The organism is Rhodopseudomonas infernalis, from assembly GCF_022271405.1.
In the GTDB taxonomy this organism is placed as follows: Bacteria; Pseudomonadota; Alphaproteobacteria; order Rhizobiales; family Xanthobacteraceae; genus Rhodopseudomonas; species Rhodopseudomonas infernalis.
Genome location: NZ_JAJNAL010000057.1, coordinates 1 through 24,367 on the forward strand (window position 1 = coordinate 1; position 24,367 = coordinate 24,367).

The 24,367-nt window shown below is 66.5% G+C and carries 26 protein-coding genes; 13 read left to right on the forward strand and 13 right to left on the reverse strand.

Annotated features, from left to right (window positions below):
* Positions 1-116: 116 nt before the first annotated feature.
* A complete protein-coding gene (gene tlpA, locus LPW26_RS23590; RefSeq protein WP_238738159.1) occupies positions 117-782 on the reverse strand; it encodes a thiol:disulfide interchange protein TlpA in 666 nt (221 codons plus the stop codon).
* Positions 783-904: 122 nt separating this feature from the next.
* Here tlpA and argH point away from each other — a divergent pair, with 122 nt between their 5' ends.
* The 3 genes from argH to lysA all read left to right on the forward strand — a co-directional run bounded on the left by argH (position 905) and on the right by lysA (position 3,879).
* Positions 905-2,290 carry an argininosuccinate lyase gene (argH, locus tag LPW26_RS23595; protein ID WP_238738186.1) on the forward strand — a complete coding sequence of 462 codons (1,386 nt, stop codon included), beginning with the start codon at positions 905-907 and terminating at the stop codon, positions 2,288-2,290.
* Positions 2,291-2,352: 62 nt separating this feature from the next.
* Positions 2,353-2,607 (forward strand): LPS translocon maturation chaperone LptM, encoded by a 255-nt coding sequence (lptM, locus tag LPW26_RS23600; RefSeq protein WP_119857723.1) that lies wholly within the window; start codon positions 2,353-2,355, stop codon positions 2,605-2,607.
* 6 nt (positions 2,608-2,613) lie between these two features.
* Positions 2,614-3,879: a diaminopimelate decarboxylase gene (gene lysA / locus LPW26_RS23605; protein WP_238738160.1), complete on the forward strand. Its 1,266-nt coding sequence runs from the start codon at positions 2,614-2,616 to the stop codon at positions 3,877-3,879.
* On the opposite strand, the gene LPW26_RS23610 is transcribed toward lysA, so the two are convergent.
* Entirely contained in the window at positions 3,858-4,484 is a 627-nt protein-coding gene (locus LPW26_RS23610) for a hypothetical protein (RefSeq protein ID WP_238738161.1), read from the reverse strand. The genes lysA and LPW26_RS23610 overlap by 22 nt on opposite strands.
* 362 nt (positions 4,485-4,846) lie before the next feature.
* Here LPW26_RS23610 and LPW26_RS23615 point away from each other — a divergent pair, with 362 nt between their 5' ends.
* Together LPW26_RS23615 and LPW26_RS23620 are read left to right on the forward strand one after the other, a co-directional pair.
* The gene (locus LPW26_RS23615; RefSeq protein WP_238738162.1) at positions 4,847-5,413 is read left to right on the forward strand and encodes a cytochrome b; all 567 of its coding nucleotides are present in this window, start codon (positions 4,847-4,849) and stop codon (positions 5,411-5,413) included.
* A gap of 112 nt (positions 5,414-5,525) precedes the next feature.
* Entirely contained in the window at positions 5,526-8,087 is a 2,562-nt protein-coding gene (locus LPW26_RS23620) for a TIGR02302 family protein (protein WP_238738163.1), read from the forward strand.
* A gap of 185 nt (positions 8,088-8,272) precedes the next feature.
* Here LPW26_RS23620 and LPW26_RS23625 read toward each other — a convergent pair whose 3' ends face one another.
* Both LPW26_RS23625 and LPW26_RS23630 read right to left on the reverse strand, forming a co-directional pair.
* Entirely contained in the window at positions 8,273-8,650 is a 378-nt protein-coding gene (locus LPW26_RS23625) for a response regulator (RefSeq protein WP_238738164.1), read from the reverse strand.
* A gap of 92 nt (positions 8,651-8,742) precedes the next feature.
* Positions 8,743-9,627, reverse strand: a complete 885-nt coding sequence (locus tag LPW26_RS23630) for an MJ0042-type zinc finger domain-containing protein (RefSeq protein ID WP_238738165.1) — start codon at positions 9,625-9,627, stop codon at positions 8,743-8,745.
* A 144-nt stretch (positions 9,628-9,771) separates the two neighbouring features.
* On the opposite strand from LPW26_RS23630, the gene ftsE reads away from it, so the two are divergent.
* The 4 genes from ftsE to LPW26_RS23650 all read left to right on the forward strand — a co-directional run bounded on the left by ftsE (position 9,772) and on the right by LPW26_RS23650 (position 13,106).
* A complete protein-coding gene (gene ftsE / locus LPW26_RS23635) occupies positions 9,772-10,431 on the forward strand; it encodes a cell division ATP-binding protein FtsE (RefSeq protein WP_119857729.1) in 660 nt (219 codons plus the stop codon).
* Positions 10,424-11,422, forward strand: a complete 999-nt coding sequence (locus tag LPW26_RS23640) for a cell division protein FtsX (protein ID WP_238738188.1) — start codon at positions 10,424-10,426, stop codon at positions 11,420-11,422. The genes ftsE and LPW26_RS23640 overlap by 8 nt, the downstream gene beginning before the upstream one ends.
* Before the next feature lie 154 nt (positions 11,423-11,576).
* Positions 11,577-12,299 (forward strand): YdcF family protein, encoded by a 723-nt coding sequence (locus LPW26_RS23645; protein ID WP_238738166.1) that lies wholly within the window; start codon positions 11,577-11,579, stop codon positions 12,297-12,299.
* Between the two features lie 12 nt (positions 12,300-12,311).
* On the forward strand, positions 12,312-13,106 hold the full coding sequence (locus tag LPW26_RS23650; RefSeq protein ID WP_238738167.1) for a lysophospholipid acyltransferase family protein: 795 nt from the start codon (positions 12,312-12,314) through the stop codon (positions 13,104-13,106).
* Positions 13,107-13,184: 78 nt separating this feature from the next.
* Here the strand turns inward: LPW26_RS23650 and LPW26_RS23655 are convergent, their stop codons facing one another.
* Positions 13,185-13,763, reverse strand: a complete 579-nt coding sequence (locus LPW26_RS23655) for a gamma-glutamylcyclotransferase (RefSeq protein WP_238738168.1) — start codon at positions 13,761-13,763, stop codon at positions 13,185-13,187.
* A gap of 143 nt (positions 13,764-13,906) precedes the next feature.
* Between LPW26_RS23655 and LPW26_RS23660 the strand changes: the two genes are divergently transcribed.
* Entirely contained in the window at positions 13,907-15,100 is a 1,194-nt protein-coding gene (locus tag LPW26_RS23660; protein WP_238738169.1) for a DUF2125 domain-containing protein, read from the forward strand.
* Between the two features lie 205 nt (positions 15,101-15,305).
* Here LPW26_RS23660 and LPW26_RS23665 read toward each other — a convergent pair whose 3' ends face one another.
* The 8 genes from LPW26_RS23665 to LPW26_RS23700 all read right to left on the reverse strand — a co-directional run bounded on the left by LPW26_RS23665 (position 15,306) and on the right by LPW26_RS23700 (position 21,970).
* Entirely contained in the window at positions 15,306-16,928 is a 1,623-nt protein-coding gene (locus LPW26_RS23665) for an ABC-F family ATP-binding cassette domain-containing protein (RefSeq protein WP_238738170.1), read from the reverse strand.
* A gap of 218 nt (positions 16,929-17,146) precedes the next feature.
* The gene (gene rocF, locus LPW26_RS23670) at positions 17,147-18,133 is read right to left on the reverse strand and encodes an arginase (protein WP_238738171.1); all 987 of its coding nucleotides are present in this window, start codon (positions 18,131-18,133) and stop codon (positions 17,147-17,149) included.
* Positions 18,134-18,223: 90 nt separating this feature from the next.
* Positions 18,224-19,054 (reverse strand): acyl-CoA thioesterase, encoded by an 831-nt coding sequence (locus tag LPW26_RS23675; RefSeq protein WP_238738172.1) that lies wholly within the window; start codon positions 19,052-19,054, stop codon positions 18,224-18,226.
* A 328-nt stretch (positions 19,055-19,382) separates the two neighbouring features.
* Positions 19,383-19,874 (reverse strand): F0F1 ATP synthase subunit B family protein, encoded by a 492-nt coding sequence (locus LPW26_RS23680; RefSeq protein ID WP_238738173.1) that lies wholly within the window; start codon positions 19,872-19,874, stop codon positions 19,383-19,385.
* Between the two features lie 5 nt (positions 19,875-19,879).
* Complete coding sequence (locus tag LPW26_RS23685) at positions 19,880-20,437, reverse strand: F0F1 ATP synthase subunit B family protein (RefSeq protein ID WP_238738175.1); 558 nt, start codon at positions 20,435-20,437, stop codon at positions 19,880-19,882.
* Between the two features lie 57 nt (positions 20,438-20,494).
* Complete coding sequence (locus LPW26_RS23690) at positions 20,495-20,722, reverse strand: F0F1 ATP synthase subunit C (RefSeq protein WP_009796340.1); 228 nt, start codon at positions 20,720-20,722, stop codon at positions 20,495-20,497.
* Positions 20,723-20,770: 48 nt separating this feature from the next.
* On the reverse strand, positions 20,771-21,517 hold the full coding sequence (locus LPW26_RS23695; protein ID WP_238738177.1) for a F0F1 ATP synthase subunit A: 747 nt from the start codon (positions 21,515-21,517) through the stop codon (positions 20,771-20,773).
* A gap of 69 nt (positions 21,518-21,586) precedes the next feature.
* Positions 21,587-21,970: an AtpZ/AtpI family protein gene (locus LPW26_RS23700; RefSeq protein WP_238738179.1), complete on the reverse strand. Its 384-nt coding sequence runs from the start codon at positions 21,968-21,970 to the stop codon at positions 21,587-21,589.
* Between the two features lie 299 nt (positions 21,971-22,269).
* On the opposite strand from LPW26_RS23700, the gene LPW26_RS23705 reads away from it, so the two are divergent.
* The 3 genes from LPW26_RS23705 to LPW26_RS23715 all read left to right on the forward strand — a co-directional run bounded on the left by LPW26_RS23705 (position 22,270) and on the right by LPW26_RS23715 (position 24,073).
* Positions 22,270-22,893, forward strand: a complete 624-nt coding sequence (locus LPW26_RS23705) for a 2-hydroxychromene-2-carboxylate isomerase (RefSeq protein ID WP_238738181.1) — start codon at positions 22,270-22,272, stop codon at positions 22,891-22,893.
* A 44-nt stretch (positions 22,894-22,937) separates the two neighbouring features.
* A complete protein-coding gene (locus LPW26_RS23710; RefSeq protein ID WP_238738182.1) occupies positions 22,938-23,528 on the forward strand; it encodes a hypothetical protein in 591 nt (196 codons plus the stop codon).
* A 71-nt stretch (positions 23,529-23,599) separates the two neighbouring features.
* Positions 23,600-24,073, forward strand: coding sequence for a secondary thiamine-phosphate synthase enzyme YjbQ (locus LPW26_RS23715; protein ID WP_238738184.1), 474 nt, complete (start codon positions 23,600-23,602; stop codon positions 24,071-24,073).
* The last annotated feature ends 294 nt before the right edge of the window (positions 24,074-24,367 follow it).

A 24,367-nucleotide genomic window follows, 5' to 3' on the forward strand; every position in this document is an offset into this window, starting at 1 on the left:
GTCATTCCGGGGCGCGCGCCCTGGCGCGCGAACCCGGAATCTCCTTTTCCAAAATCTCTGGATTCCGGGTTCGTGCGTAGCTTTGCTGCGCCCGCCCCGGAATGACTGCGTGCGGCTTACTTCGGCAGCGCGGCCTTCACCAGCGCCTGGGCGTCGGCGCTGTCCCATTCGGCGGGGCCGGCGATGGTGGCGAGTTCGCAGCCCTGGCCATCGACCAGCACCGAGGTCGGCATGCCGAGCGCGCGGCCGACGCCCTTCAGGTCCTGGAACACCCGGGCCGAGGCGTCGCTGAAGAAATTCAGCGTCGTCAGCTTTTCGTCCTCGAGAAACTTCTTCGGCTTGGCCGGGTCGCGGGTGTCGATGTTGATCGCCACCACTTCGAACTGCGGGCTGCCCAGCTTGGCCTGGAGATTGTCGAGTGCCGGCATCTCCTTGCGGCACGGAACGCACCAGGTCGCCCACAGGTTGACCAGCACGGTGCGGCCGCGGAAATCCGACAGCTTCTTCGGCTGGCCGCTGCCGTCCTCGAAGGCGAGGTCGGGCAGCTTCAGCGGCTTGGCGGCGACCGTCACGGCGGCGACCTCGCCCCGCGTCAGCGGCTTGAGCTGCTGCGCCAGCGCCACAGCCGGCCGGCAGGTGGGATCGCCTGCATTGCGCTGCAGGGCGCCGATCCCGTATACCCCCGCTGCTCCGGCGACCACCAGCACGGCCATCGCGGCGAGAATCAGCGTCTTGCGCCCCTTGCGGCGTGGCGGGACGGAATCGGGTCGGGTATCGGTCATCGGGCACTCGGACTCGGCACGCCGCGCAGGATCGCAGGGTGGTGCGGTTGAGAACAAGGTGGGGCGGGCATGATCGTGAGCGAACAGTGAGCGGACAAAACAACGGCGGACAGGGCAACAAGATGTGGGGCGGCCGGTTTGCCGAGAGCCCCGATGCCATCATGGAAGAGATCAACGTCTCGATCGACGTCGATCGGCATCTTTATGCCCAGGACATCACCGCGTCCAAGGCCCATGCCGCCATGCTCGCCGCGCAGGGCATCATCACCGCAAACGATGCGAAAAATATCGGCAAGGGTCTAGACACGATTCTGTCAGAGATCGGCGCCGGCAAATTCACGTTCAAGCGTGCGCTCGAAGACATCCATATGAACATCGAGAGCCGGCTGTCCGAGCTGATCGGGCCAGCCGCCGGGAGGCTGCATACCGCGCGCTCGCGCAACGACCAGGTCGCCACCGACTTCCGGCTGTATGTCCGCGACGTGCTCGACCAGACCGACGCGGCGCTGGCGAGCTTCCAGCAGGCGCTGGCGGAGCGGGCGCTGGAGCAGGCCGACACCGTGATGCCGGGCTTCACGCATCTGCAGACCGCGCAGCCGGTGACCTTCGGCCACCATCTGATGGCTTATGTGGAGATGGCGTCGCGCGATCGCGGCCGCTTCCAGGATGCCCGCAAGCGGCTCAACGAAAGCCCGCTCGGCGCCGCCGCGCTGGCCGGCACCTCGTTTCCGATCGACCGGCATGCGACCGCGCAGAAGCTCGGCTTCGACCGGCCGATGGCCAATTCGCTGGATGCCGTGTCGGACCGCGACTTCGTGCTGGAGACGCTGTCGGCGGCGTCGATCTGCGCGGTGCATCTGTCGCGCTTCGCCGAGGAGATCGTGATCTGGACCTCGCCGCTGGTCGGGCTGGTGCGGCTCAGCGACAAGTTCACCACCGGCTCGTCGATCATGCCGCAGAAGCGCAATCCCGACGCTGCCGAGCTGGTCCGCGCCAAGACCGGCCGCGTCATTGGGGCGCTCAACGGCCTGCTGATCGTGATGAAGGGCCTGCCGCTGGCCTATCAGAAGGACATGCAGGAAGACAAACAGGGCGCCATGGAGGGCTTCGCAGCGCTGTCGCTGGCGATCCGGGCGATGACCGGCATGGTCCGCGACCTCGCGCCAGAGCCCGAACGGATGCGCGCCGCAGCCGGCGAAGGCTATGCCACCGCGACCGATCTGGCCGATTGGCTGGTCCGGACCCTCAAGATGCCGTTCCGTGACGCCCACCACGTCACCGGCCGCATCGTGGGGCTCGCCGCCAAGGCCGGCGTGGCGCTGCACGAGCTGCCGCTCGCCGACATGCAGGCCGTGGAAAAGCGCATCACCAAGGAGGCTTTGGCGGTGCTCAGCGTCGACTCCTCGGTGAAGAGCCGCACCTCCTATGGCGGCACCGCGCCGAAAAACGTGCGCGCCCAGGCCAAAGGCTGGCTGAAGCGTCTCGAAAAAGAGCGTAAAGCGCGCTGAAGCTGGGGCTCGCCAGGGCCGGGCGTTCTCTGTAGGATGCGGCCACAATTGGGGATTTCGACGTGAACCGCACTGCCGGCCCATCCCGATGGGCGCTTGTTGTGATCGCCGCGGCGACGCTGGCCCTCGCGGGCTGCGGCCGCAAGGGCGGACTTGATCTTCCGGCCGGGGCTGCCGACACGCCCGGCGCGCCGACGGCATCCGCCGCGCCGGCCGCCAAGGGCGACGTGTTCGACCCGTCCTACGGCACCAATGCGCCGCCGGTCGCCGGCAAGGGCCAAAAGAAGCGCATCATTCTCGACCCGCTGCTGGACTGATCCGCGATGCGTCACTTCGACTACCGCAACGGCGTGCTGCACGCCGAAGGCGTCAGCCTTGCCGTGCTCGCGCGCGAGGTCGGCACGCCGTTCTACTGCTACTCGACCGCGACGCTGGAGCGGCACTACCGCGTCTTCAGCGAGGCCTTCGCCGGCACCGATGCGCTGGTGTGCTACGCCATGAAGGCCAACTCCAATCAGTCGGTGCTGCGCACGCTGGCGAAGCTCGGCGCCGGCGCCGACGTGGTGTCCGGTGGTGAGCTCAAGCGCGCGCTGGCTGCTGGCATCCCGCCGAGCAAGATCGTGTTCTCCGGCGTCGGCAAGACCGAGGCGGAGCTACGTGCCGCGCTCAGTCACGACATCAGGTGCCTCAACGTCGAATCCGAGCCTGAGCTGGAACTGCTCTCGCGGCTTGCGGTCGAGACCGGCCGCACCGCCAAGATCTCGATCCGGGTCAATCCCGACGTCGATTCCGGCACCCATGCCAAGATCTCGACCGGCAAATCCGAAAACAAGTTCGGCATTCCGCTCGCCCACGCCCGTGACGTCTACGCGCGCGCCGCGAAGCTGCCCGGCCTTCAGATCAGCGGCGTCGATGTGCATATCGGCAGCCAGATCATCGATCTGGCGCCGATGGAGGCGGCGTTTCGTCTGGTCGCCGAGTTCGTCCACGTGCTGCGCGGCGATGGCCACACCATCAGCCACGTCGACTTCGGCGGTGGCCTCGGCATTCCTTACTACGAGGATCGCGCCGTGCCTCCGGAGCCGTTCGCCTACGCGGAGATGGTCAAGCGCGTCACCCACAATCTCGGCTGCGCGCTGTTGTTCGAACCGGGCCGGATGATCGTCGGCAATGCCGGCATCCTGGTCGCGCAGGTGATCTATGTGAAGCACGGCGACGGCAAGACCTTCGTGATCATCGACGCCGCGATGAACGATCTGATCCGGCCGACGCTGTACGAGGCGTATCACGAGATCCTGCCGGTGGCCGAGCCTTCGCCCGGCGCCAAGCTGATCACCGCCGATGTCGTCGGCCCGGTGTGCGAAACCGGCGACTATCTGGCGCTCGACCGCAAGCTGCCGGAGCTGAAGGCCGGCGACCTGATCGCCATCATGACGGCCGGCGCCTATGGGGCGGTCCAGGCGTGTACTTACAACACCCGTGCGCTGGTGCCCGAAGTGCTGGTCAAGGACGATCGCTACGCCGTGGTCCGCCCGCGCATCGAGGTCGAGCAACTGATCGCGATGGATCAGCCGGCGCCTTGGCTGTGAGCTGGGAGGGAGTTTTCCATATCGCGCAGAAGATAATATAGGTCGCCCGGCCAAATATCTGTATGTAAAATAAGGCGGCCATTGTCCGAGGGGGAGTAAGTCAAGCCTCCCCAGCTCACGGATGAGGCCTTCGGATTCTCGAAATTTAGGTGTCCGCCGTGTGACATTGCATTGCGGACTACTCTGGCGAAATTCCAAATAGATGGCCAATCTGCAGGCGCCTTGCCGTAGTGCGCTTTTATTTCGTCGAGGTGTCGTTCGTAGTAGTTGATGATTAGCGTTTGTCCGAAGCTGAAAAGTAGTCGTCCTATAGCTCCAAGTTCTAGGGAGCCGGCTTCCTCAAGGGGGTTCGGTTCTTCGTGGAATTCAATGGATTGTGGCCAGCTATTCCTGCAAATTATTGAGGCCATTTGGCTTGGGTGCCAGCAAAGGCGCATGTTTGCCTGTTTGGCGTCCATTACAGAGGTGTCTTCGTTCGGCCAAGGAGTACTTGTGCCGCTATTATGGACCTCCACCGCGTGAACAAAGTTTTGGATGGCAAAAAGGTACACGACGAGGTCGTCGAAGTAGCCTTGCTTGCAAGTCACGATTACTCGTTTGGGCATGAAAATACCTCTGTACGCGTTGTCTTCCACTCAACTGGTCGCGGCGGCTCACCTATAGCTGGAAGTGGGACCGCCAGAACGCGGCGGACAAAATCTGGCGGTCCCGATCACACGTTTGCAATTCCGGCCAGGAAACGTGCGGCGTCCGGCCGGGTACGCGCGACGGATACAACCTATCGGCGATATGCCGCCGAGCAACGCCAACTCCTTCTTAACCTAACCAATCAACCTTAACGCGCGTCTCCGCGGGCGCCGCGATGGTGAGCTGCAAGCTGGGCGGAAGCCTTACATTCGCCATCGGTCTCCCGCTCAACACGCCGCATCGGCGGCACGCTGCCGGCGATTTCGACGCAGGAAGACCGATGACCCAAGCTGAGCCAGTGGCGCCCAGTGCGCCCCACAAGTACCCGGCCTCGCTGCGGGTACTGCATTGGCTGCGCGTGCTGCTGATCTTCGGCCTGATCGCCGCGGGCTGGACGATGACGTCGCTCGACGACGAGACCGCCGAGAAATTCGGCCAGCTCTATCCGCTGCACAAATCCTTCGGCCTGCTGGTGTTGCTGATCGTGCTGGCTCAGCTCGGCATCCGTGCGCTGTCGCGGTTGCCGGGCCCGGCCGAATTGCCGAAGCACGAGCGTGTGCTGTCGCAGGTCGTTCACGTCGCGATCTACGCGCTGCTGCTGATCGTGCCGCTGATGGGCTATGCGATGTCCAGCAGCTTCGCCCATAGCGACGGCGTCACGTTGTTCGGCCTGCATGTTCCCGAACTGCTGCCGAAGAACGACACGGCGTTTCGGGTGTTTCAGTTCCTGCACAAGGTGCTGGCCTACACGCTGCTCGGGCTGGTGGCGCTCCATGTCGCGGGCGCCCTGAAGCACCGCTTCGTCGACAAAAACCCCAAGGCCGACGTGCTGCCGCGCATGATGTAGGCCGCGCCGTCACGCATTCGTGTGGTGCGGCGGGGGGAGCGCGAGCGCCGCCGTGAGGTGCCTCATTGCCGCCGCTGTGGTAGGCTGCAGTCCATACAACCCGGAGAGCTTGTTGAGCGGCCGCAGCCCCGACCCGTCACTGACCCCGCAGGATCCAGACGCGTTGGCGCGGCTGCGATTGGCCACGGCGCTCCGGCGCGCGAGTTTCGCCATCGCCTGGGAGCGGAGCTGGCCGCTGCTGGTGCGCGTGCTCAGCGTCGTCGGCCTCTTCCTTGCCGCCTCCTGGGCCGGTCTGTGGCTGATGCTGCCGTTCACCGGACGGATGATCGGCCTCGCGGTGTTCGCCGTGCTGGGGCTGATTGCGCTGTACCCCGTCCTGAAGTTCCGCTGGCCGAGCCGCGACGACGCGCTGGCCCGGCTCGACCGCAACACCGGGCTGAAGCATCGCCCCGCCACGGCACTCACCGACACGCTGGCCTCGACCGATCCGGTCGCTCAGGCGCTGTGGCGCGTGCAGCGCGAGCGGACGCTTTCGACGCTGCGCGGCATCCGCGCCGGCCTGCCGACCCCGCGGCTGCCGCGGCACGATCCCTGGGGCCTGCGCGCGCTGGTTGCCGTGCTGCTGGTCGCTACGTTCATCGCCGCCGGCGAGGAGCGCCGCGCGCGGGTCGCAGCGGCGTTCGACTGGAACGGCGCGCTGGCCGGCCCGAACGTCCGGGTCGATGCCTGGGTGACGCCGCCGGTCTACACCAACAAGCCGCCGATCATCCTGTCGGCCGCCAACCGCGATCTTGCCGCCAACGAGGCGCTGCCGGTGCCGGCCGGCTCGAAGCTGCTGGTGCGCTCCAGCGGCGGCAATCTCGACGTCACGGTCAGCGGCGGTGTCACCGAGGCGGCGTCCGAAGGCGAAGCCCCGAAGGGCACGACGGAGCGGCATTACACCATCACCGGCGACGGCACCGCGCAGGTCAGGGCGCCGTCCGGCCAGCCGCAATGGACCTTCAAGGCGACGCCGGACCATGCGCCGTCGATCGCGCTCGCCAAGGAGCCGGAGCGGCAGGCGCGCGGCTCGGTGCAGTTGTCCTACAAGCTCGAGGACGACTACGGCGTCGTCGCCGCCTATGCGATGATCGCACCCGCGACCGCCGATCAGAAGGCCGGCACGCCGCGGCCACTGTTCGAGCCGCCGCAGTTTCCGCTGACGCTGCCGAACGCGCGCACCCGTGCCGGCGTCGGTCAGACCGTCCGGGACCTCAGCGAAGATCCCTATGCGGGCGCCGAGGTGACGCTGACGCTCACCGCCAAGGACGAGGCCGGCAACGAGGGCCGCAGCGAGCCGCATACAATGCGGCTGCCGGAGCGGCTGTTCACCAAGCCGCTCGCCCGCGCGCTGATCGAACAGCGCCGCATCCTGGCGCTCGACGCGAACAGGAACGCGGACGTCTACACCGCGCTCGACGCGCTGATGATCGCGCCGGAGGCATTCACGCCGGACGCCGGTCAGTATCTCGGCCTCTACACCGTCGCCGATCAGCTCGAGCGTGCCCGCACCGACGAGCAACTGCGCGAGGTCGTGGCCAATCTGTGGTCGCTGGCGCTCAGCATCGAGGACGGTGATACGTCGGACGTCGAGAAGGCGCTGCGCGCCGCGCAGGATGCGCTGAAGCAGGCGCTCGAACGCGGCGCCTCCGACGAGGAAATCAAGAAGCTCACCGAGAACCTGCGCGCCGCGCTCGACAACTACATGCGTCAGCTCGCCGAGCAGATGAAGAACAACCCGCAGCAGCTCGCGCGGCCGCTCGATCCCAACACCAAGGTGATGCGGCAGCAGGACCTCAACAATATGATCGAGCGCATGGAGCGGCTGTCGCGCTCCGGCGACAAGGAGGCCGCCAAGCAACTGCTCGAACAGCTCGCCCAGATGCTCGAGAACCTGCAGATGGCGCAGCCCGGCCAGGGCGGCGACGACGACATGCAGCAGGCGATGAACGAGCTCAGCGACATGATTCGCAAGCAGCAGCAGCTTCGCGACAAGACCTTCCAGCAGGGTCAGGATCAGCGACGCGACCGGATGCGCGGGCAGCAGGGCGAGCGGAATCTCGGCGATCTGCAGCAGGATCAGCAGAACCTGCAGGAGCGCCTGCGTAAGTTGCAGCAGGAACTCGCCAAACGCGGCATGGGCCAGCAGCCGGGCCAGCAGGGTCAGCGCGGCCAGAAGGGCGAGCAGGGACAACAAGGCCAGGGTCAGCAAGGCGAGCAGGGCGAGGGTGAAGGCGGTCTCGATCAGGCCGACTCCGCGATGGGCGATGCCGAGGGCCGGCTCGGTGATGGCAATGCCGACGGCGCCGTCGACTCGCAGGGCCGCGCGCTCGACGCCTTGCGCAAGGGCGCGCAGAAGCTCGCCGAAGCGATGCAGCAGGGTGACCAGCCGGGCCAGGGCGACGGTCCCGGCAATCGCCCGGGCCGTCAGCAGAGCAGCGGCAACGACACCGATCCGCTCGGCCGGCCGCTGAAGGGCCGCGAATTCGGCGACGATCTGTCGGTGAAGATCCCCGGCGAGATCGACGTCCAGCGCGTCCGCCGCATCCTCGAAGAACTCCGCCGCCGCCTCGGCGACGCCAATCGTCCGCAGATCGAACTCGACTACATCGAGCGGCTGCTGAAGGATTACTAAGCGATCAGCTCACCCCGCGCACCGCGCAACCTCTCCCGCTTGCGGGAGAGGTTGGATCGCGAAGCGATCCGGGTGAGGGCACTCCTCTCCGCGAGTCGCTGAGTCATCGCTTGGGGCTCCCTCACCCCAACCCTCTCCCGCGAGCGGGAGAGGGAGCGCGCTGTAATGCGGGGCGGCGCTGGCGATCACACCGTCTTCTTCGACGCCAGCGCGGCTGCCACTGCGGTGCGGATGTCGGCGACGGAGAAGGGTTTGGTGACGACGTCGTGGACGATGGCGTCGAGGCCCGAGGCGCGTTCGCGCTGGTCGGCGTAGCCGGTCATCAGCAGGATGGTGAGGTCCGGGTAGTCGCGGGCGGCGGTGAGCGCCAGCGCGATGCCGTCCATGATCGGCATCTTGATGTCGGTCAGCAGCAGGTCGAACCGGCCGGCATTCTCCACCAGGATCTCCAGCGCCTCGCTGCCGTCTTCGGCGGTGGTGATGTCGTGGCCGTCCATGGCGATGGCGCGCGCCACCAGCAGGCGCATGGATTCTTCGTCATCGGCGATCAGGATTCGCGACATTCCAGTGTCCTAGGCTTACTGCCCTTGCTGCGGCCGGTCGGCTCCATCACAACGATCAGGAGCTCGGCTCGATTCAATCCGAACCCAAACCTCTAGGCGCCGCCGGTGGCGATATCGCGCCGGTTGAAGAAGCGCACGTCGATGGTGCGGGCCTCGGCGGGCGGCGACGCCAGCCGCGACCGGAACCAGGCCTGATCGCCGGGGCGCAGCACGGTCTGCTCCAGAACGGCGTTCCAGGCGTAGATCTCGGTGCCGTTGTCGTCGCGGACAACGAAGCGCAGCCGCGGCAAATCCGCCGGCTTGCGGCCGAGCCCCATGATGATGCCCTCGATCACCAGCACCGGCTTCGACTCGACGGTCTCGCGGGTAATCTTGACGTCCTTGATGGCCAGCGAGCGCAGATTCACCTCGAAGCCGACCAGCCGATAGAACGTCGCGGTCTGCGGCAGCATGCGCACGACATCGACGCGCCAGATCAGCAGCGCCATCACCAGCGCGCCGAACGCCGCGCAGGCGGTCGAGGCGGTCATCACCGATTTGACGGCCCCGAGCGGGTCCTGCTTCAGCGGCTCGATCAGCGCCCTGAAGCCGCGCGCCCGGCGCGACCCGAAAGAGCGCTGGCTGCGCTTGGGTTCGGTTGGCAATTCGGGCTCGGCGGCAGGTTCCTGGCGCTGGCCGAACACGTTGCGCTCGTCCACGGCGGGAAACTCGGCCGCGATCGGCGGGCTTTCGACCACTGGCGTGTCCTGTTCGTCCTCGGAGGCCACGCCCCAGCCCGGATCGTCTGCCAGATCGTCATCCGGGTGCTTTTCTTCCCCCGTCATCGCCGCGACACGCAGATCGGTCTGGATCACGTCCTCCGGACGGGCCAGCCAGACTTCCTTGCAGCGGGAACAGCGCACGGTCCGGCCGGTGTCGCCCAGTTTCGCCGGATCGATCGCATAGGATGTCGTACAATGAGGGCAAACGATATGCATGACGAATCGCTGGCTATGGTCCTCGCAGGATCCTATGCGGCGTCCGTTAACGAACCGGAAACCATAACCGCCTCACAACCAGCAGCAGGGCAGACGGCGCGCGATGCCCTGTCTTGGTGTGTCGCTCGGTGTCGGAGCTGAACTGTGGTCCGCTTCGAAAATGTCGGCCTGCGCTATGGGCTTGGTCCGGAGATCCTGCGCGATCTCAACTTCGCAATCCCGGCGCATTCCTTCCAGTTTCTCACCGGCCCCTCGGGCGCCGGCAAGACGTCGCTGCTGCGACTGCTGTTCTTGTCGCTGCGGCCGACCCGGGGGCTGGTGAATCTGTTCGGCAACGACGTCTCGCTGCTGACCAAGGACGAGGTCTCGGCACTGCGCCAGCGCATCGGCATCGTGCTGCAGGATTTCCGCCTGCTCGATCACATGACCACCTATGAGAATGTCGCACTGCCGTTTCGCGTCACCGGGCGCGAGGAGGCGAGCTATCGCAAGGAAGTCATCGATCTGCTCAAATGGGTCGGGCTCGGCGAGCGCATGGACGCGCTGCCGCCGGTACTGTCGGGCGGCGAGAAGCAGCGGGCCGCGATCGCCCGCGCGGTGATCGGCCGGCCGCAGCTGCTGCTCGCCGACGAGCCGACCGGCAATGTCGATCCGACGCTCGGCCGCCGTCTGCTGCGGCTTTTCATCGAGCTCAACAAGTCGGGCACCGCGGTGGTGATCGCCACGCACGACATTACCCTGATGGATCAGTACGAGGCGCGTCGCCTGGTGCTGCATCAGGGCCGGCTGCATGTCTATGAATAAGCCGCCGCCGAACAGGCCGCCGCGCCCAGCGGCCGACCCCCGCGAGGTGATGGTCGATCTCGGCGATGAACGGCCGCAGGTGCCGGCGCGCGCCCGCAATGCCTCGCCAATCGTGCCGCGAGCGTCGATTGCCGGCCGCGCGCTGGTGGCGGTGGTGGCGATCATGGCGTTCCTCGCCTCGATGACCACCGGCGTCGTTCTGCTGATCAGCGCATCGGCGGCCGAATGGCAGTCCGAGGTCGCTAGCGAGCTCACCGTGCAGGTGCGCCCGGTGCAGGGCCGCAGCCTCGATCGCGATTCCGCCACGGTGGCCGACCTGGTGCAGAGCCAGCCCGGCATCGTCGACGTACGGCCCTTCACCAAGGAGGAGTCCGCCAAGCTGCTGGAGCCGTGGCTCGGCAGCGGCCTGTCGCTGGACGATCTGCCGGTGCCGCGGGTGATCGTGGCGCGGATCGCGCCCGGCACCGCGCTCGACCTTGAGGATCTGCGCCGGCGTATCAGCCAGGCGGTGCCGTCCGCCACGATCGACGACCACCGCGCCTGGATCGAGCGGATGCGCTCGATGACCGGCGCCACGGTGTTCGCCGGCATCGGGGTGCTGGCGCTGGTGATCATCGCCACCATCATCTCGGTGTCATTTGCGACGCGCGGCGCGATGGCCGCCAACCGGCCGATCGTCGAGGTGCTGCATTTCGTCGGCGCCAGCGACCGCTTCATCGCCGACCGCTTCTTCCGCCACTTCCTGATGCTCGGCCTGCAGGGCGGGCTGATCGGCGGCGGCGCCGCGGTGTTCGTATTCGGCTTTTCGGAATCGGTGGCTACGTGGTTCTCCGGCACGCCGGTCGGCGACCAGTTCGCCGCGTTGCTCGGAACCTTCTCGCTGCGCCCCAGCGGCTACCTGGCGTTGGCCGGGCAGGCCGTGCTGATCGCCGCCATCACCGCGCTGGCATCGCGCCGCACCCTGTTCAACACGCTGAATTCGATCGAATGATGGCCCTGAACGCCACCTCGGCGCGGCCCACTTTGGCCGCCCGCCGGACTCCCTTTCGCCCGAAAACGCACTAGAGTCCGGTCGGCTCGACCTCGCGATGTCCGACGAAGGGAGCCGCATCTAAAGCTCGCAACCGAGGTTATACCGGCATCCGATGGATCCGCGTTCTGCCCAGCTTCAGCCTGATCTGCGACCAGCCCGGTCGACGCGTCGGTTCGGGGTGCTCCGCGCCGCCGCGCTGGCTGTGCTGGCGCTCGGCCTGGTGGGCGTTGGCGGCTTCGTGGCGTTCCTGATGCAGTTGCGGGTCGAGGAGGCGAAGCCGTCCCGCGTCGCCGACGGCATCGTGGTGCTGACCGGCGGCTCGTCGCGGGTGTCGGACGCGGTCGAACTGCTGGCCTCGGGCTATGGCAAGCGCCTGCTGATCTCCGGCGTGCACCGGACCAATGGGGCGAGCGACATCTCGCGTTCGGTGCCGGAGAGCAAGGATTGGTTCGGCTGCTGCGTCGATCTCGACCGCTCCGCCTTCAACACCCGTAGCAACGCGGCCGAGACGCGGCGCTGGGCCAACGAACGCGGCTTCCGTTCGCTGATTGTCGTCACCTCGAATTACCACATGCCGCGTGCGATCGTCGAAATGTCGCACGCGATGCCGGACATCGAGCTGATTCCGTTTTCGGTGATCGGCGACAAGTGGCGCGACGAGGTGTGGTGGAGCAGTGGCGCCACGATGCGGCTGCTGCTATCCGAATACGCCAAATATCTCGCCGTCGAAGCGCGGGTGCGGCTGGCGCGGCTGGGCATCGACATCGCGCCCGAGGCCTCGGAGCAGACGCCCGAGTCGGCCGCCCACAAGCCGACGACGGCGCTCGCCAACTGACCGGATCGTTTGATGACGCGTATTTTTGTCCGTTCGTTGATCTACAACGTGCTGTTCTACCTGCTGCTGGTGTTCTGGATCCTTGTCGCGATCCCTACCTTCCTGCTGCCCCGCCGCGCGCTGATGAAGGTCGCCAAGATGTGGGGCCAGAGCAGCATCTGGCTGATGCGCATGGTGTGCGGCACCAGGGTCGAATTCCGCGGCCTCGAGAAAATCCCGCGGGGCCCGCTGATCGTCGCACCCAAGCACCAGTCGATGTGGGAGACCTTCGCGCTGCTGCAGTTCTTCGACGCGCCGCTGTACATCCTCAAGCGCGAGCTGACCTGGATTCCATTCTTCGGCTGGTTTCTGATCAAGGCCGACATGATCGCCATCAACCGCCAGAAGGGCGGCCGCATCCTGATGGAAATGGCGCGGCGCGCCAGTGAGGAAGTCAACCGCGGCCGGCAGCTGATCATCTTCCCGGAAGGCACCCGCACCGCGGTCGGCGCGACGCCGCACTACAAGGCCGGCATCGCCCAGATCTACGCCGACTGCAACGTGCCGTGCCTGCCGGTGGCGCTGAATTCCGGCCTGTTCTGGCCGCGCCGGCAGTTCATGCGCTATCCCGGCACGATCGTGGTCGAATTCCTCGACCCGCTGCCCGCCGGAATGTCACGGCGCGAGTTCTTCGACACCGTCAGCGAGCAGATCGAAACCGCCAGCAGTCGCCTGATCGAGGCCGGCCGCCGCGAACAGGAAGCGTTGTTCGGCGGCGTGCCGAGTGCAGCGCCCGTCGTGCTCGACCGCACCGCCAGCAATCAGTAATTCACCTCTCCCAACCGCAGCGCGCTCCCTCTCCCGCCTGCGGGAGAGGGCTGGGGTGAGGGCGCCCCAGGCAGTGACTCACCGATGTGGCGGCGTATCGTCGCGCAAGAATTCAGCGAGGCGGTGGAGCTGCGGATCGCGGCAGCCCTGGGCTTCGAGCGAATGCACCGTCGAGAGCACGTAATCGCGGTTGGGGCCGGAGCGGCCGTGGCCCTGACGGACGAGGCGCAGCTGCTCGGCCGGCGTCAGGCGGCCGGCATATTGGGCGTGGCCGCGGTCGACCACATAGGCCAGCGCGCTGACCCGCCGCCGCGCGTCGTCCTCCAGCCAGACCGACCGCTTGACCTCGCGATACACGCTGGTGACCTGCTCGCGCTCGCGCAAATAGGCGACAGTCTGCGTCCGGTGCTTGTCGGCAACCCTAAACGCGATGCCGCGGCAGGCGCCGCCGCGGTCGAGCCCGAGCACCAGCCCCGGCTGCTCCGGCGTGCCGCGATGCACGAAGGAATACACGCACAGCGCCCGATGTTCGCCGATCAGCCGCGCCGGCAGCTGTTCGACGAAATCGAAGCCCGGCCGCCACATCAGCGAGCCATAGCCGAACACCCACAGGTCGCCCTCGGCTAGCTCGGTATCGGACAGGATCTTGGCGGACATGACGGTCAGGTTTCGCGCAAATGACAAATTCGGTCTCTACCCCATTGGGCGGGCCGATGTCAGCGCTTTCGCGCGGGTTCCTGCAGGACGGCGCCGCCGTGTCCGCGATTTGCCTTTTCGGGCACACACTCTAAGTAGGCGCCATGACCGATCACACGTTCCCCACCCGCCGCCGGCTGTGGCCACTGTTCCTGATGCCGGCACTGCTGCTCGTCGCCGCGATCGCCTGGAGCGGCTTCTGGTTCTTCTCCGTCGCGCAGGTCGACCGCATCGTCGATTCCTGGCGCGCGCGCGAAGCCGCGGCCGGCCGCGCCTATGATTGCGGCGACCGCTCGATCGCCGGCTTCCCGTTCCGCCTCGAAGTGCGCTGCACCGACGCCAGCGTGGCGCTGACGTCGCAGACCGCCGAACAGGTGGCGAGCCAGACGCCGGTCACCGCCAAGCTCGCCGAAATCCTGGTGGTGTCGCAGATCTATCAGCCGAGCCTGCTCATCGCCGAATTCAAGGGCCCGGCAACGTTCGCCGATCGTGGCCAGCCGCCGTCGATGCAGCTCAATTGGGCCACCGCGCGCAGCAGCGCCGCCGGGCTGCCCGGTCCGCCGCAGCGCGTCTCGCTGGTGTTCGAAGCGCCCGCGCTCGACCGGCTCGGCGGCGCCGCGCCGGTGCCGATGGCCCGCGCCCGCCACGTCGAGATGCATGCCCGCCAGCTCGAAGGCCCGGCCGGCGCCGCGCCGCGGATCGAGACCGATTTCCAGTTTGAAGGCGCAAGCGTCCAGGACGTCCACCCGCTGCTCGCCGAGCTGTTCGACTCGCATCTGCGCGTGGTGCTGAGCGGACTGAAGGATTTCCGCCCCAAGCCGTGGCCGCAGCGCTTCCGCGAATTGCAGGCCGCCGGCGGCCGGATCGAGATTACCCAGGCGCGGATCCAGCAGGGCGAGATGATCGCCACCGCGATCGGCGCGCTCGGCCTGACGCCGGCCGGGAATGTCGACGGCGAATTGCAGATGGTGGTGGCGGGGCTCGACAAGGTGATCCCCAAGCTCGGCATCGACAAGGTGCTGGAGGAGGGCGTCTCGCAATCGACGCTCGATCGCCTCGTGCCCGGCGTGCGCGCGAACGACGTCAACAACGTGCTCGGCGCACTCGACCGCGCCATTCCGGGCCTCGGCCGCGTCGTCCGCCAGAACGCCAATGTCGGCGTCGCTGCCGGCATCAACGCGCTCGGCCAGGAAGCCACCCTCGAAGGCCGCCCCGCCCGCGCCTTCCCGCTGCGCTTCGTCGACGGCGCCGTGATGCTCGGCCCGATCAAGGTCGCGCAGATGAAGCCGTTGTTCTGAGCGCTCTTTTGATGGAGTAAGCGTCGCCCCAACCGCAGCGCGCTCCCTCTCCCGCTTGCGGGAGAGGGCTGGGGTGAGGGCGCCCCAGCCGCTGACTCAACGACTCGCGGAGAGGAGTGCCCTCACCCGCCGCGCTTCGCGCGTCGACCTCTCCCGCAAGCGGGAGAGGTGACAGACCGCGCAAGCGGGAGCAATCCGCTCACAACTAACTCAGCAGCCCCGGCGCCTCGTGGCCGGTCCTCGCGACGTACTCCGTGTAGCCGCCGCCGTATTTGTGGATGCCGTCGGGAGTCAGCTCCAGCACGCGGTTCGACAGTGCGCCGAGGAAATGTCGGTCGTGCGACACGAACAGCATGGTGCCCTCATAGTCGGCGAGGGCCTTGATCAGCATTTCCTTGGTGGCGATGTCGAGATGGTTGGTCGGCTCGTCGAGCACCAGGAAGTTCGGCGGGTCGAACAGCATCTTGGCCATCACCAGCCGCGCCTTCTCGCCGCCCGACAGCACCCGGCATTTCTTCTCGACGTCGTCGCCGGAGAAGCCGAAGCAGCCGGCGAGCGCGCGCAACGAGCCTTGTCCGGCCTGCGGAAACCATTCTTCCAGCGACCGGAAAACGGTGAGTTCGCCGTCGATCAAGTCCATCGCGTGCTGCGCGAAGTAGCCCATCTTGACGCTGCCGCCGAGCGCGACGCTGCCGTCGTCGGGCGGCGTCGAGCCGGTCACCAGTTTGAGCAGCGTCGACTTGCCGGCGCCGTTGATCCCCATCACGCACCAGCGCTCGCGGCGCTGGATCTGGAAATCGAGGCCGTCATAGATGGTCCGGCTGCCGTAGCGCTTGGAGACACGCTTGAGGCTGACGACGTCCTCGCCGGAGCGCGGCGCCGGCAGGAAGTCGAACGCGATGGTCTGGCGGCGCCGCGGCGGCTCGACCTTCTCGATCTTGTCGAGCTTCTTGACGCGGCTCTGCACCTGGGCCGCATGGGAGGCGCGCGCCTTGAAGCGCTCGATGAAGGCGACTTCCTTGGCCAGCATCGCCTGCTGACGCTCGAACTGCGCCTGCTGCTGCTTGTCGGCGAGCGCACGCTGCTGTTCGTAGAACTCGTAATTGCCGGTGTAGCTGGTGAGCGTGCCGGCATCGATCTCGATGATCTTGTTGACGATGCGGTTCATGAACTCGCGATCGTGCGAGGTCATCAGCAGCGCGCCCTCGAAGCCGCGCAAAAATTGCTCGAGCCAGATCAGGCTTTCGATGTCGAGATGGTTCGACGGTTCGTCGAGCAGCATCACGTCGGGGCGCATCAACAGAATCCGCGCCAGCGCCACGCGCATCTTCCAGCCGCCGGACAGTTTGCCGACGTCGCCGTCCATCATCTCCTGGGTGAACGACAGGCCGGCCAGCACCTCGCGGGCGCGGCCTTCCAGCGCGTAGCCGTCGAGCTCCTCGAAGCGGTGCTGCACTTCGCCGTAGCGCTCGAGGATCTGCTCCATCTCGTCGGCCTTGTCGGGATCGGCGAGCGCGTCCTCGAGCTGCTTCAGCTCGGCCGCGACTTCGCTGACCGGGCCGGCCCCCTCCATGGTCTCAGCCACCGCGCTGCGGCCGGCCATCTCGCCGACATCCTGGCTGAAATAGCCGATGGTCAGGCCGCGATCGATCGAGACCTGGCCCTCGTCGGGCGTCTCGGTGCCCTTGATCATCCGGAACAGGGTGGTCTTGCCCGAGCCGTTGGGCCCGACCAGCCCGATCTTCTCGCCCCGCAGCAGCGTCGCGGAGGCCTCGATATAGAGGATCTGGTGGCCGTTCTGTTTGGAGATGTTGTCGAGACGGATCATGGGCTCACGCGGCGAGGAAAATGCTGCGGCGCGTTTAGCCCAAACAGGCGCAAGGCGCCAGACACGCCCGATCCACGGCGGTCATTCCGGGGCGCGCAGCGAAGCTGCGCGAACCCGGAATCTCGAAGAGTTCTGCGACTCCGTCGTTTCCACAATTTCGGGATTCCGGGTTCGCTCGCAAGGGCGAGCGCCCCGGAATGACGACCGCGGGGAGGGCGTTACCCCTCCGGCAGCAGCGCGTTGCTTGGCGTCACGCGGTCGCTGATCTGCATGCCGAACAGGCTGCCGATCAGTTCCACCGCGACGCGGGCGGTGCGGCCGCGTTCGTCGAGGAACGGGTTGAGCTCGACCACGTCGACCGAGCGTACCAGCCCGGAATCGTGCAGCAGCTCCATCACCAGATGCGCCTCGCGATAGGTCGCGCCGCCGGGCACGGTGGTGCCGACGCCGGGCGCGACCGACGGGTCGAGCACGTCGACGTCGAACGACAGATGCAGCACGCCGCCGGCGGCGCGGACGCGGTCGATGACGCGGCGGATCAGCACGCCGACCCCGAACTCGTCGATCGCCCGCATGTCGACCACCGGAATCGCGCGAGCGCGCACCAGCTCTTTCTCAAGCGGATCGATCGAGCGGATGCCGAACAGGTCGAGCTGCGCCGCCGGGATCGACACCCGCGGCTCGGCGCCGAGCAGGTGATCGAGTCCCGGCTCGCCGCACAGGAACGCCGCCGACATGCCGTGCATGTTGGCCGACAGCGTCGTCGCCGGCGTGTTGTAGTCGGCGTGGGCGTCGAACCACAGCACGAACAGCGGCTTGCCCTGCTGCTGCCAATAGCGCGCAACGCCGTTGACCGAGCCCATCGACAGGCTGTGGTCGCCGCCCATGAACAGCGGCACCGCACCGCTTTGCGCCAGCTCGTAAGCGCGCGCCGAGATCGCCCCGGTCCAGCTCTTCACCTCGTCGTAGTAATTGGCGTTGGCCGGCGCCGGGTCGTCGCTACGCGTGACCGGCGGCCGCGCCATGTCGCCGTGATCCTCGACCGTGAAGCGCAGCTGTTCGAGCACGCGGCCGATGCCGGCGGTGCGCAGCGCCGCGGGGCCCATCACCGTGCCGCGCAGGCCGGCGCCGATCTCGATCGGCACGCCGAGCAGTGCGACGCGGCGGGCAGGGTCGGGCGGAAGCAGGGAGCTGGACGGCGTCATGCGCGGCGCCTTTCGAGCGGGAGGGCCATGGTGTTCGAGCGACGTCGTTAGCAGCGCCGCGTGACGCTAGCGCGTCGATCGGCGCTGCTATCAGGCCTTGAAATAGGTGATCTGATGCGTCGTCGCCAGCAGCTTGCCGCTCGGCGACCACAGTTCGCCGGTCTGATCGCTGAAGCTCTTGTGAAACACGTTGGCGTCGGCCACGCCGAGCACCGCGGGGATCGGTTCGTTTGCAAGATCGGCGGCGTCGACGTGGAAGTACGTCGTCATCGACACCGTGCCGATCGGCAGCAGTTCGCCGCGGACGTGGAAGATCCGGGCGAAGAACGCATCGGCGATTGCCGACAGCGACAAAAGGTCGAGCGTGCGCGGCACGCTGTGGCCGATCCAGGATTTGGTGTGGGGGCTTGCCGGGATTTGCTGCCCGGCGCTGCCGAAGCTCGGCTCGTTTTCGACGAAACGGAATTCGAACTGTCGCACCCACGAGGCCGCAACGCCTTCGCGGGAGTACACGGGTGCATCGCCATAGGCCGTGGTCTGCGGCATCTCGGTCGGCCGATGCGTCCATGTTTCACGCCGCTGCGCGAACACCGCGGTGGCAAACGCCGCGACGCCGGCGTCGGGCTGCGTCAGCTCGATGCCCCAATGCTGGGTCGAGCGTGTCGCCTTGATCAGCCGCGGCGTCAGTTCGAAGCTGCCGGGGGCGATCGGCGCGCAGAAATTCACCGTGAACGCCAGCGGATCGCCGGCGCGCTCCGGCTGCATCATCAGCGCCCGCAGCAGCGTTGCCGCGGTGGCGCCGCCGAACTGGCCGACGAAGGCGTGATAATCGTCGCTGGTCGCGCCCTGCCAGCGGCCGTCGCGCTGTTCCACGCGCGTCGCCACGTCGAAAGGATGCGCGTTCTCAACCTTGGCGTCCATGGTTGCTCCCTTGTTGTTCTTGCTCTTGCCAGGATCCCGCAAAGCACAATCTGCCCCGCACAAGGCAAACGCGCAATGGCTGTCGGCCGTCATGTGATGGGAGCGCGAGGCGCTCCCTCTCCCGCTTGCGCGAGAGGGCCGGGGTGAGGGCGCCCCAGCCGCTGACTCAGCGACTCGCGGAGCGGAGTGCCCTCACCCGCCGCGCTTCGCGCGTCGACCTCTCCCGCAAGCGGGAGAGGTCGCGTAGTGCGCGGACGGACCACCGAACGCATAAAAAAGCCGGCGCGATTGCTCGCGCCGGCTTTGATTGTTTCAGGGACCAGGAAGCTCAGTTGAGCTTGCTGCGGACGTCCTGGATGCCCTTGGTCAGCAGGTCGTCGGCGACCGGGCCCTTGACCGACTGCGACAGGATCGACGCCGCGGCGGACACGGCTGCTTCGGCCGCGGCAGCCCGCACGTCGGCGACGGCCTGAGCCTCCGCCAGCGCGATCTTGCCTTCCGCGGTCTTGGTGCGGCGGGCGACGAAGTCTTCCAGCTTGGCCTTGGATTCGGCCGCGATGCGTTCGGCGTCGGCCTTGGCGCTCGCGACGATCGCTTCGGCTTCCCGCTCGGCCTGGGCGCGGCGGGCGCGGTAGTCGGCGAGAAGCTTGGCAGCCTCGTCCTTGAGCTTCCGGGCCTCGTCGAGCTCGGCCTTGATCCGGTCGCGACGATTGTCGAGTGCCTTGATGACGGTCCGATGCACGCCCAGATAGGCGAACAGGCCCATCAGGATGACGAACGCGACGGCGACCCAGGTTTCTGCTTCAGCGAAAATTTCCATCAGCCTCAACCTTTGAGCGACGCGTCGACCGCGCTGTTCAGCGCATTGCTGTCCGGCGTCACGCCCGACAGCTGGTGCACGATCGCGGAGGCGGCGTCGGCGGCGATGCCACGAACGTTGCCCATTGCGGTCGCGCGGGTCGCCGCGATGGTCTTCTCGGCGTCGGCGAGCTTGACCGCCAGCCGTTCTTCCAGCGTCTTGCGTTCGGCTTCAGCCTGCGCATTGAGCTTTTCACGGGTTTCCGCGCCGATCGCCTGCGCCCGGGCACGGGCCTGAGCGAGTTCGGTCTCGTAAGCCTTCAGGGCCTCGTCCGATTCGGCCTTCAGCTTCTGCGCGGCTGCGAGATCGCCTTCGATAGCCTTCTGACGATCTTCGATCACACCGCCGACGCGCGGCAGTGCGATCTTCGAGACGATCAGGTAGAGCGCGACGAACGCGATCGCCAGTGACACGAGTTGCGAAGCGAAGGTTTCCTGCTGAAACGGCGGAAACGGGGCCTTGTGGCCCCCGTCCGCTGCCGTGTGAGCAGTGGTTCCCTTGGTGTCGCCATGACCTTGAGCCACGGGCTTCTCCTGTTCGGGCCGGTCACAGCCTGATGAAAGGCGCGACCGGATTGATTCTTAGAGGGCGAACAGCAGCAGCAGCGCGATCAGCAGCGAGAAGATGCCGAGCGCTTCCGTCACCGCGAAGCCGAAAATCAGGTTGCCGAACTGGCCCTGGGCAGCCGAAGGATTACGCACCGCAGCGGCAAGATAGTTGCCGAAGATGATGCCCACGCCAGCGCCAGCGCCGCCCATGCCGATGCAGGCAATACCAGCGCCAATGTACTTCGCGGCAATCGGATCCATGTAAAGAACTCCTGTTGGGGTTTTGGTTTGACGTCGAAGAATGGGCCGTTAGTGACCCGGATGAATTGCATCGTTGAGATAGATGCAAGTCAGGATGGCGAACACATAAGCCTGCAGAAACGCGACCAGCAGTTCGAGCGCGGTCAGCGCGATGGTCAGGCCGAGCGGCAGCACCGCGCCGAACCAGCCGATGACGCCCAGCGCGCCGAGCATCGCGATGAAGCTCGCGAACACCTTGAGCGCGATGTGGCCCGCCAGCATGTTGGCGAACAGACGCACCGAATGCGAAACCGGCTTCAGGAAGAACGAGATGACTTCGATGAACACGACCAGCGGCAGGATGTAGATCGGCACGCCGGAGGGCACGAACAGCTTGAAGAACTTCAGGCCGTTCTTGGAAAGGCCGTAGATCAGCACCGTGAGGAACACCAGCATCGCCAGCGCGACGGTGACGATCAGGTGGCTGGAGACCGTGAAGGTGTAGGGGATGATGCCGATCAGGTTCGACACTGCGATGAACATGAACAGCGAAAACACCAGCGGGAAGAACTTGAGGCCTTCCTTGCCGGCCGTCGACCTGATCATGTTGGCGACGAATTCGTAGGACAGCTCAGCGATCGACTGGAAGCGGCCCGGCACGAGCTGGCGGCTCGGCGCCAGCATCAGCACGGCGATGACCGCGACTGTGCCGAACATGTAGGCCGACGAATTGGTGAACGCGATTTCCTGTCCGCCAATGTGACCGAGGGAGAAGAGCTTGGTGATCTGGAACTGATGGATCGGATCGGCGGCCATTCGTTTCTCAGTCTGTCGGTGTCGCGAGCTTGCGCGGGATTCGAACGATTGCGTGCACTTCGGTCCCGTTCAGAGCCGCTCGGACTGTTTCGCCATCACTCCCGCCGCCCGCATCACGTTGATCACGCCGGCGGTGAAGCCGAGCAGTGAAAACACGATGAGGCCCCAGGGAGAGGTCGACAACAAACGATCGAAACCCCAGCCGAGAGCCGCTCCGCCGAGAACGCCCGCGACCAATTCGGAGGACAGGCGAAAACCGAGCGCCATCGCCGAAGCTTTGGCAGGTCCGTCTTCACTTGATCCGGATTGGTCCGTCTGGAGTTTCCGGCTCTCTCGCGAATGAGCGAGCCGTTGTTCCAGGCTTCCGAGCCTAGCGGAAAGCGCAGCTTCCTCAGGCGATCCGGTGCTGCTCTCGTCACTCCTCCGGCTGCCCTTGTGCGTGTCGTCCGCCATGTCGTGGAGACCCGAAAAAGGTGCCGTCGATAGTGAAGTAAACGCCCCGTGACCCTTAAAAGCCGGGCGGACCATACTGATCGCCTGTTGGCAAGTCAAGATTCGGTCGCAGCCCATTACATTGTTGTTTTGGCTGATTTTATTGAGGTTTCGCGACTCGCTGCGATAACTTGTCCGCAGCGTTTCGCGGCGTGTCGCGCGACGATCCGGCTTGCGCGGCGGGATCGGCTCTGATCCGATGCGGAGATCGTGGCGACCGCTTCGCATTCCCTCTTCGGCCGCCTGCAGCCGGAGTGCGCATGTCGCGTCAGATCGACTATTATTTCTCGTTCCAATCCCCCTGGGCCTACCTCGGCCATGCGCCGTTTCGGCAACTGGTCGAGACTTATGGGCTCGCGGTGACTTACAAGCCGGTCCTGCTGACGGGGCTGTTCTCCGAAACCGGCGGCCTGCCGCTGGCCAAGCGGCATCCGGCACGGCAGCGTTATCGCCTGGTCGAAATGCAGCGCTGGCGCGACAAGCGTGGGGTCGAGCTCAAACTGTGGCCGAAGCATTGGCCATTCGATGCGCGGCTGGCCGATGGCTTGGTGCTGGCGGCGCTTGCGGCCGGGCTCGATCCTGAGCCGTATCTGCAGCGCGCCTATCCGGCGGTGTGGCAGGGCGAGCGCAACCTCGCCGATCCCGCGGTGCTGATCGAACTCGCCGATGCGGCCGGCTTGCCGGGCGACAAGCTGGTGGCGCACGCCGCGTCGGATCAAATTCGCGCCGCTTACGAGCAGAACCGCCAGGACGCAATCGCCGCCGATGTGTTCGGCTCGCCATCTTATGTGCTGGACGGCGAAGTGTTCTGGGGGCAGGACCGGATCGAACTGTTGGGCGATGCGTTGAAATCCGGCCGCGGGCCGTACCGTCCGCCGAGCTGAGCCCCCATATCAATTGGGTCTTCATCCGTCAGCGGAGCACGCCGATGAGTCTCGCCGTCCCTGAAGCGATCTTCGCCGCGCCGGCACGGCGGCGGCTGCGGGTCGCTGCCTTGTCCCTGATGGTCGCGTTGTGCGGCGGCGGCGCGCTCGCCGAAACGCTTCCGGACAGCGAGAACGGCCGCTACACCTTCACCCCGACGGCCGACGGCGTGACCCGGCTCGACACCCGCACCGGCAAGGTCTCGACCTGCCGGGACAAAGGCAACGGCTGGGCCTGCGAAGCGGTCGCCGACGACCGCACAGCGTTCGAGGCCGAGATCGGCCGGCTGCAGGGCGATGTCGACCGGCTGACCAAGGAAGCGCAGGCACTCCGGGTCGAGAACGACAGCCTGAAGATCCAGCTCGCGCAGCGCGGCCCGACCGTGTCGGGCAAGATCGACGAGCCGATGCCCAAGAGCGACAAGGTGCTGACGCCGGAGGTCACCACCAAGGACGGTCAGCGCAGGCTGGAAATCCCGTTGCCGAGCGATCAGGACGTCGACCGCGTGGTCGGCTTCCTCGAGCGCGCCTGGCGGCGGCTGATCGACATGGCGAACCGCATCCAGCGCGAGACCATCGGCGACGGCAAGACCTGAGAGCGGCGGCTCCGCTGAGCGGCTGTGAGCTTCGAGACAACGCCAGACCCAGACTTTCCCACGAGGTTCGGATGAGCTCATCCCGCACGATGACGCGAGCGCCGGTCAGCACCTCCGCCGTCACCCATGTGGCCTCGTCGCTGCTGACGGTGCAGACCGGCGGCGCCGGCTTTGTCGATATCACCAGCGAAGCCGCCAAGTTCGTCGCGGAGGCGGGCGGGCGTGACGGCGCGCTGACGCTGTTCGTGCGCCACACCTCTGCGTCGCTGACGATCCAGGAAAACGCCGACCCCACGGTGCTGATCGATCTCACCACGGTGTTGAACCACCTTGCGCCGGAAAACGCCGGCTGGGTCCACGATACCGAAGGCCCGGACGACATGCCCGCGCATGTCAAATCGATGCTGACCGCGACCTCGCTGCAGATCCCGGTGCTGCAGGGCCGGCTCGCACTCGGTACCTGGCAGGGCATCTACCTAATCGAACACCGCCGCCGCCCGCACCGCCGCGAACTGGTGCTGCAGTTCCTGGGGACGGTGGAGTAATTGGCGCCAGCCCTGTCATGACGATGTGGCGAGTTTCGGCGCGGACTCAAACCGGTCGCAGCGCGCTCCCTCTCCCGCTTGCGGGAGTGGGCTGGGGTGAGGGCGCCCCAGGCAGTGAGTTCGCGATTTGTCGGACCGCCGTAGCCCTCACCCGGATCGCTACGCGATCCGACCTCTCCCGCGGTGAGGCAGCGGTCAAAGACGACCTTCCATTGGTGAGTGATGACTCCGCCCCAATCGCAGCGCGCTCCCTCTCCCGCTTGCGGGAGAGGGTTGGGGTGAGGGCGACGAGGG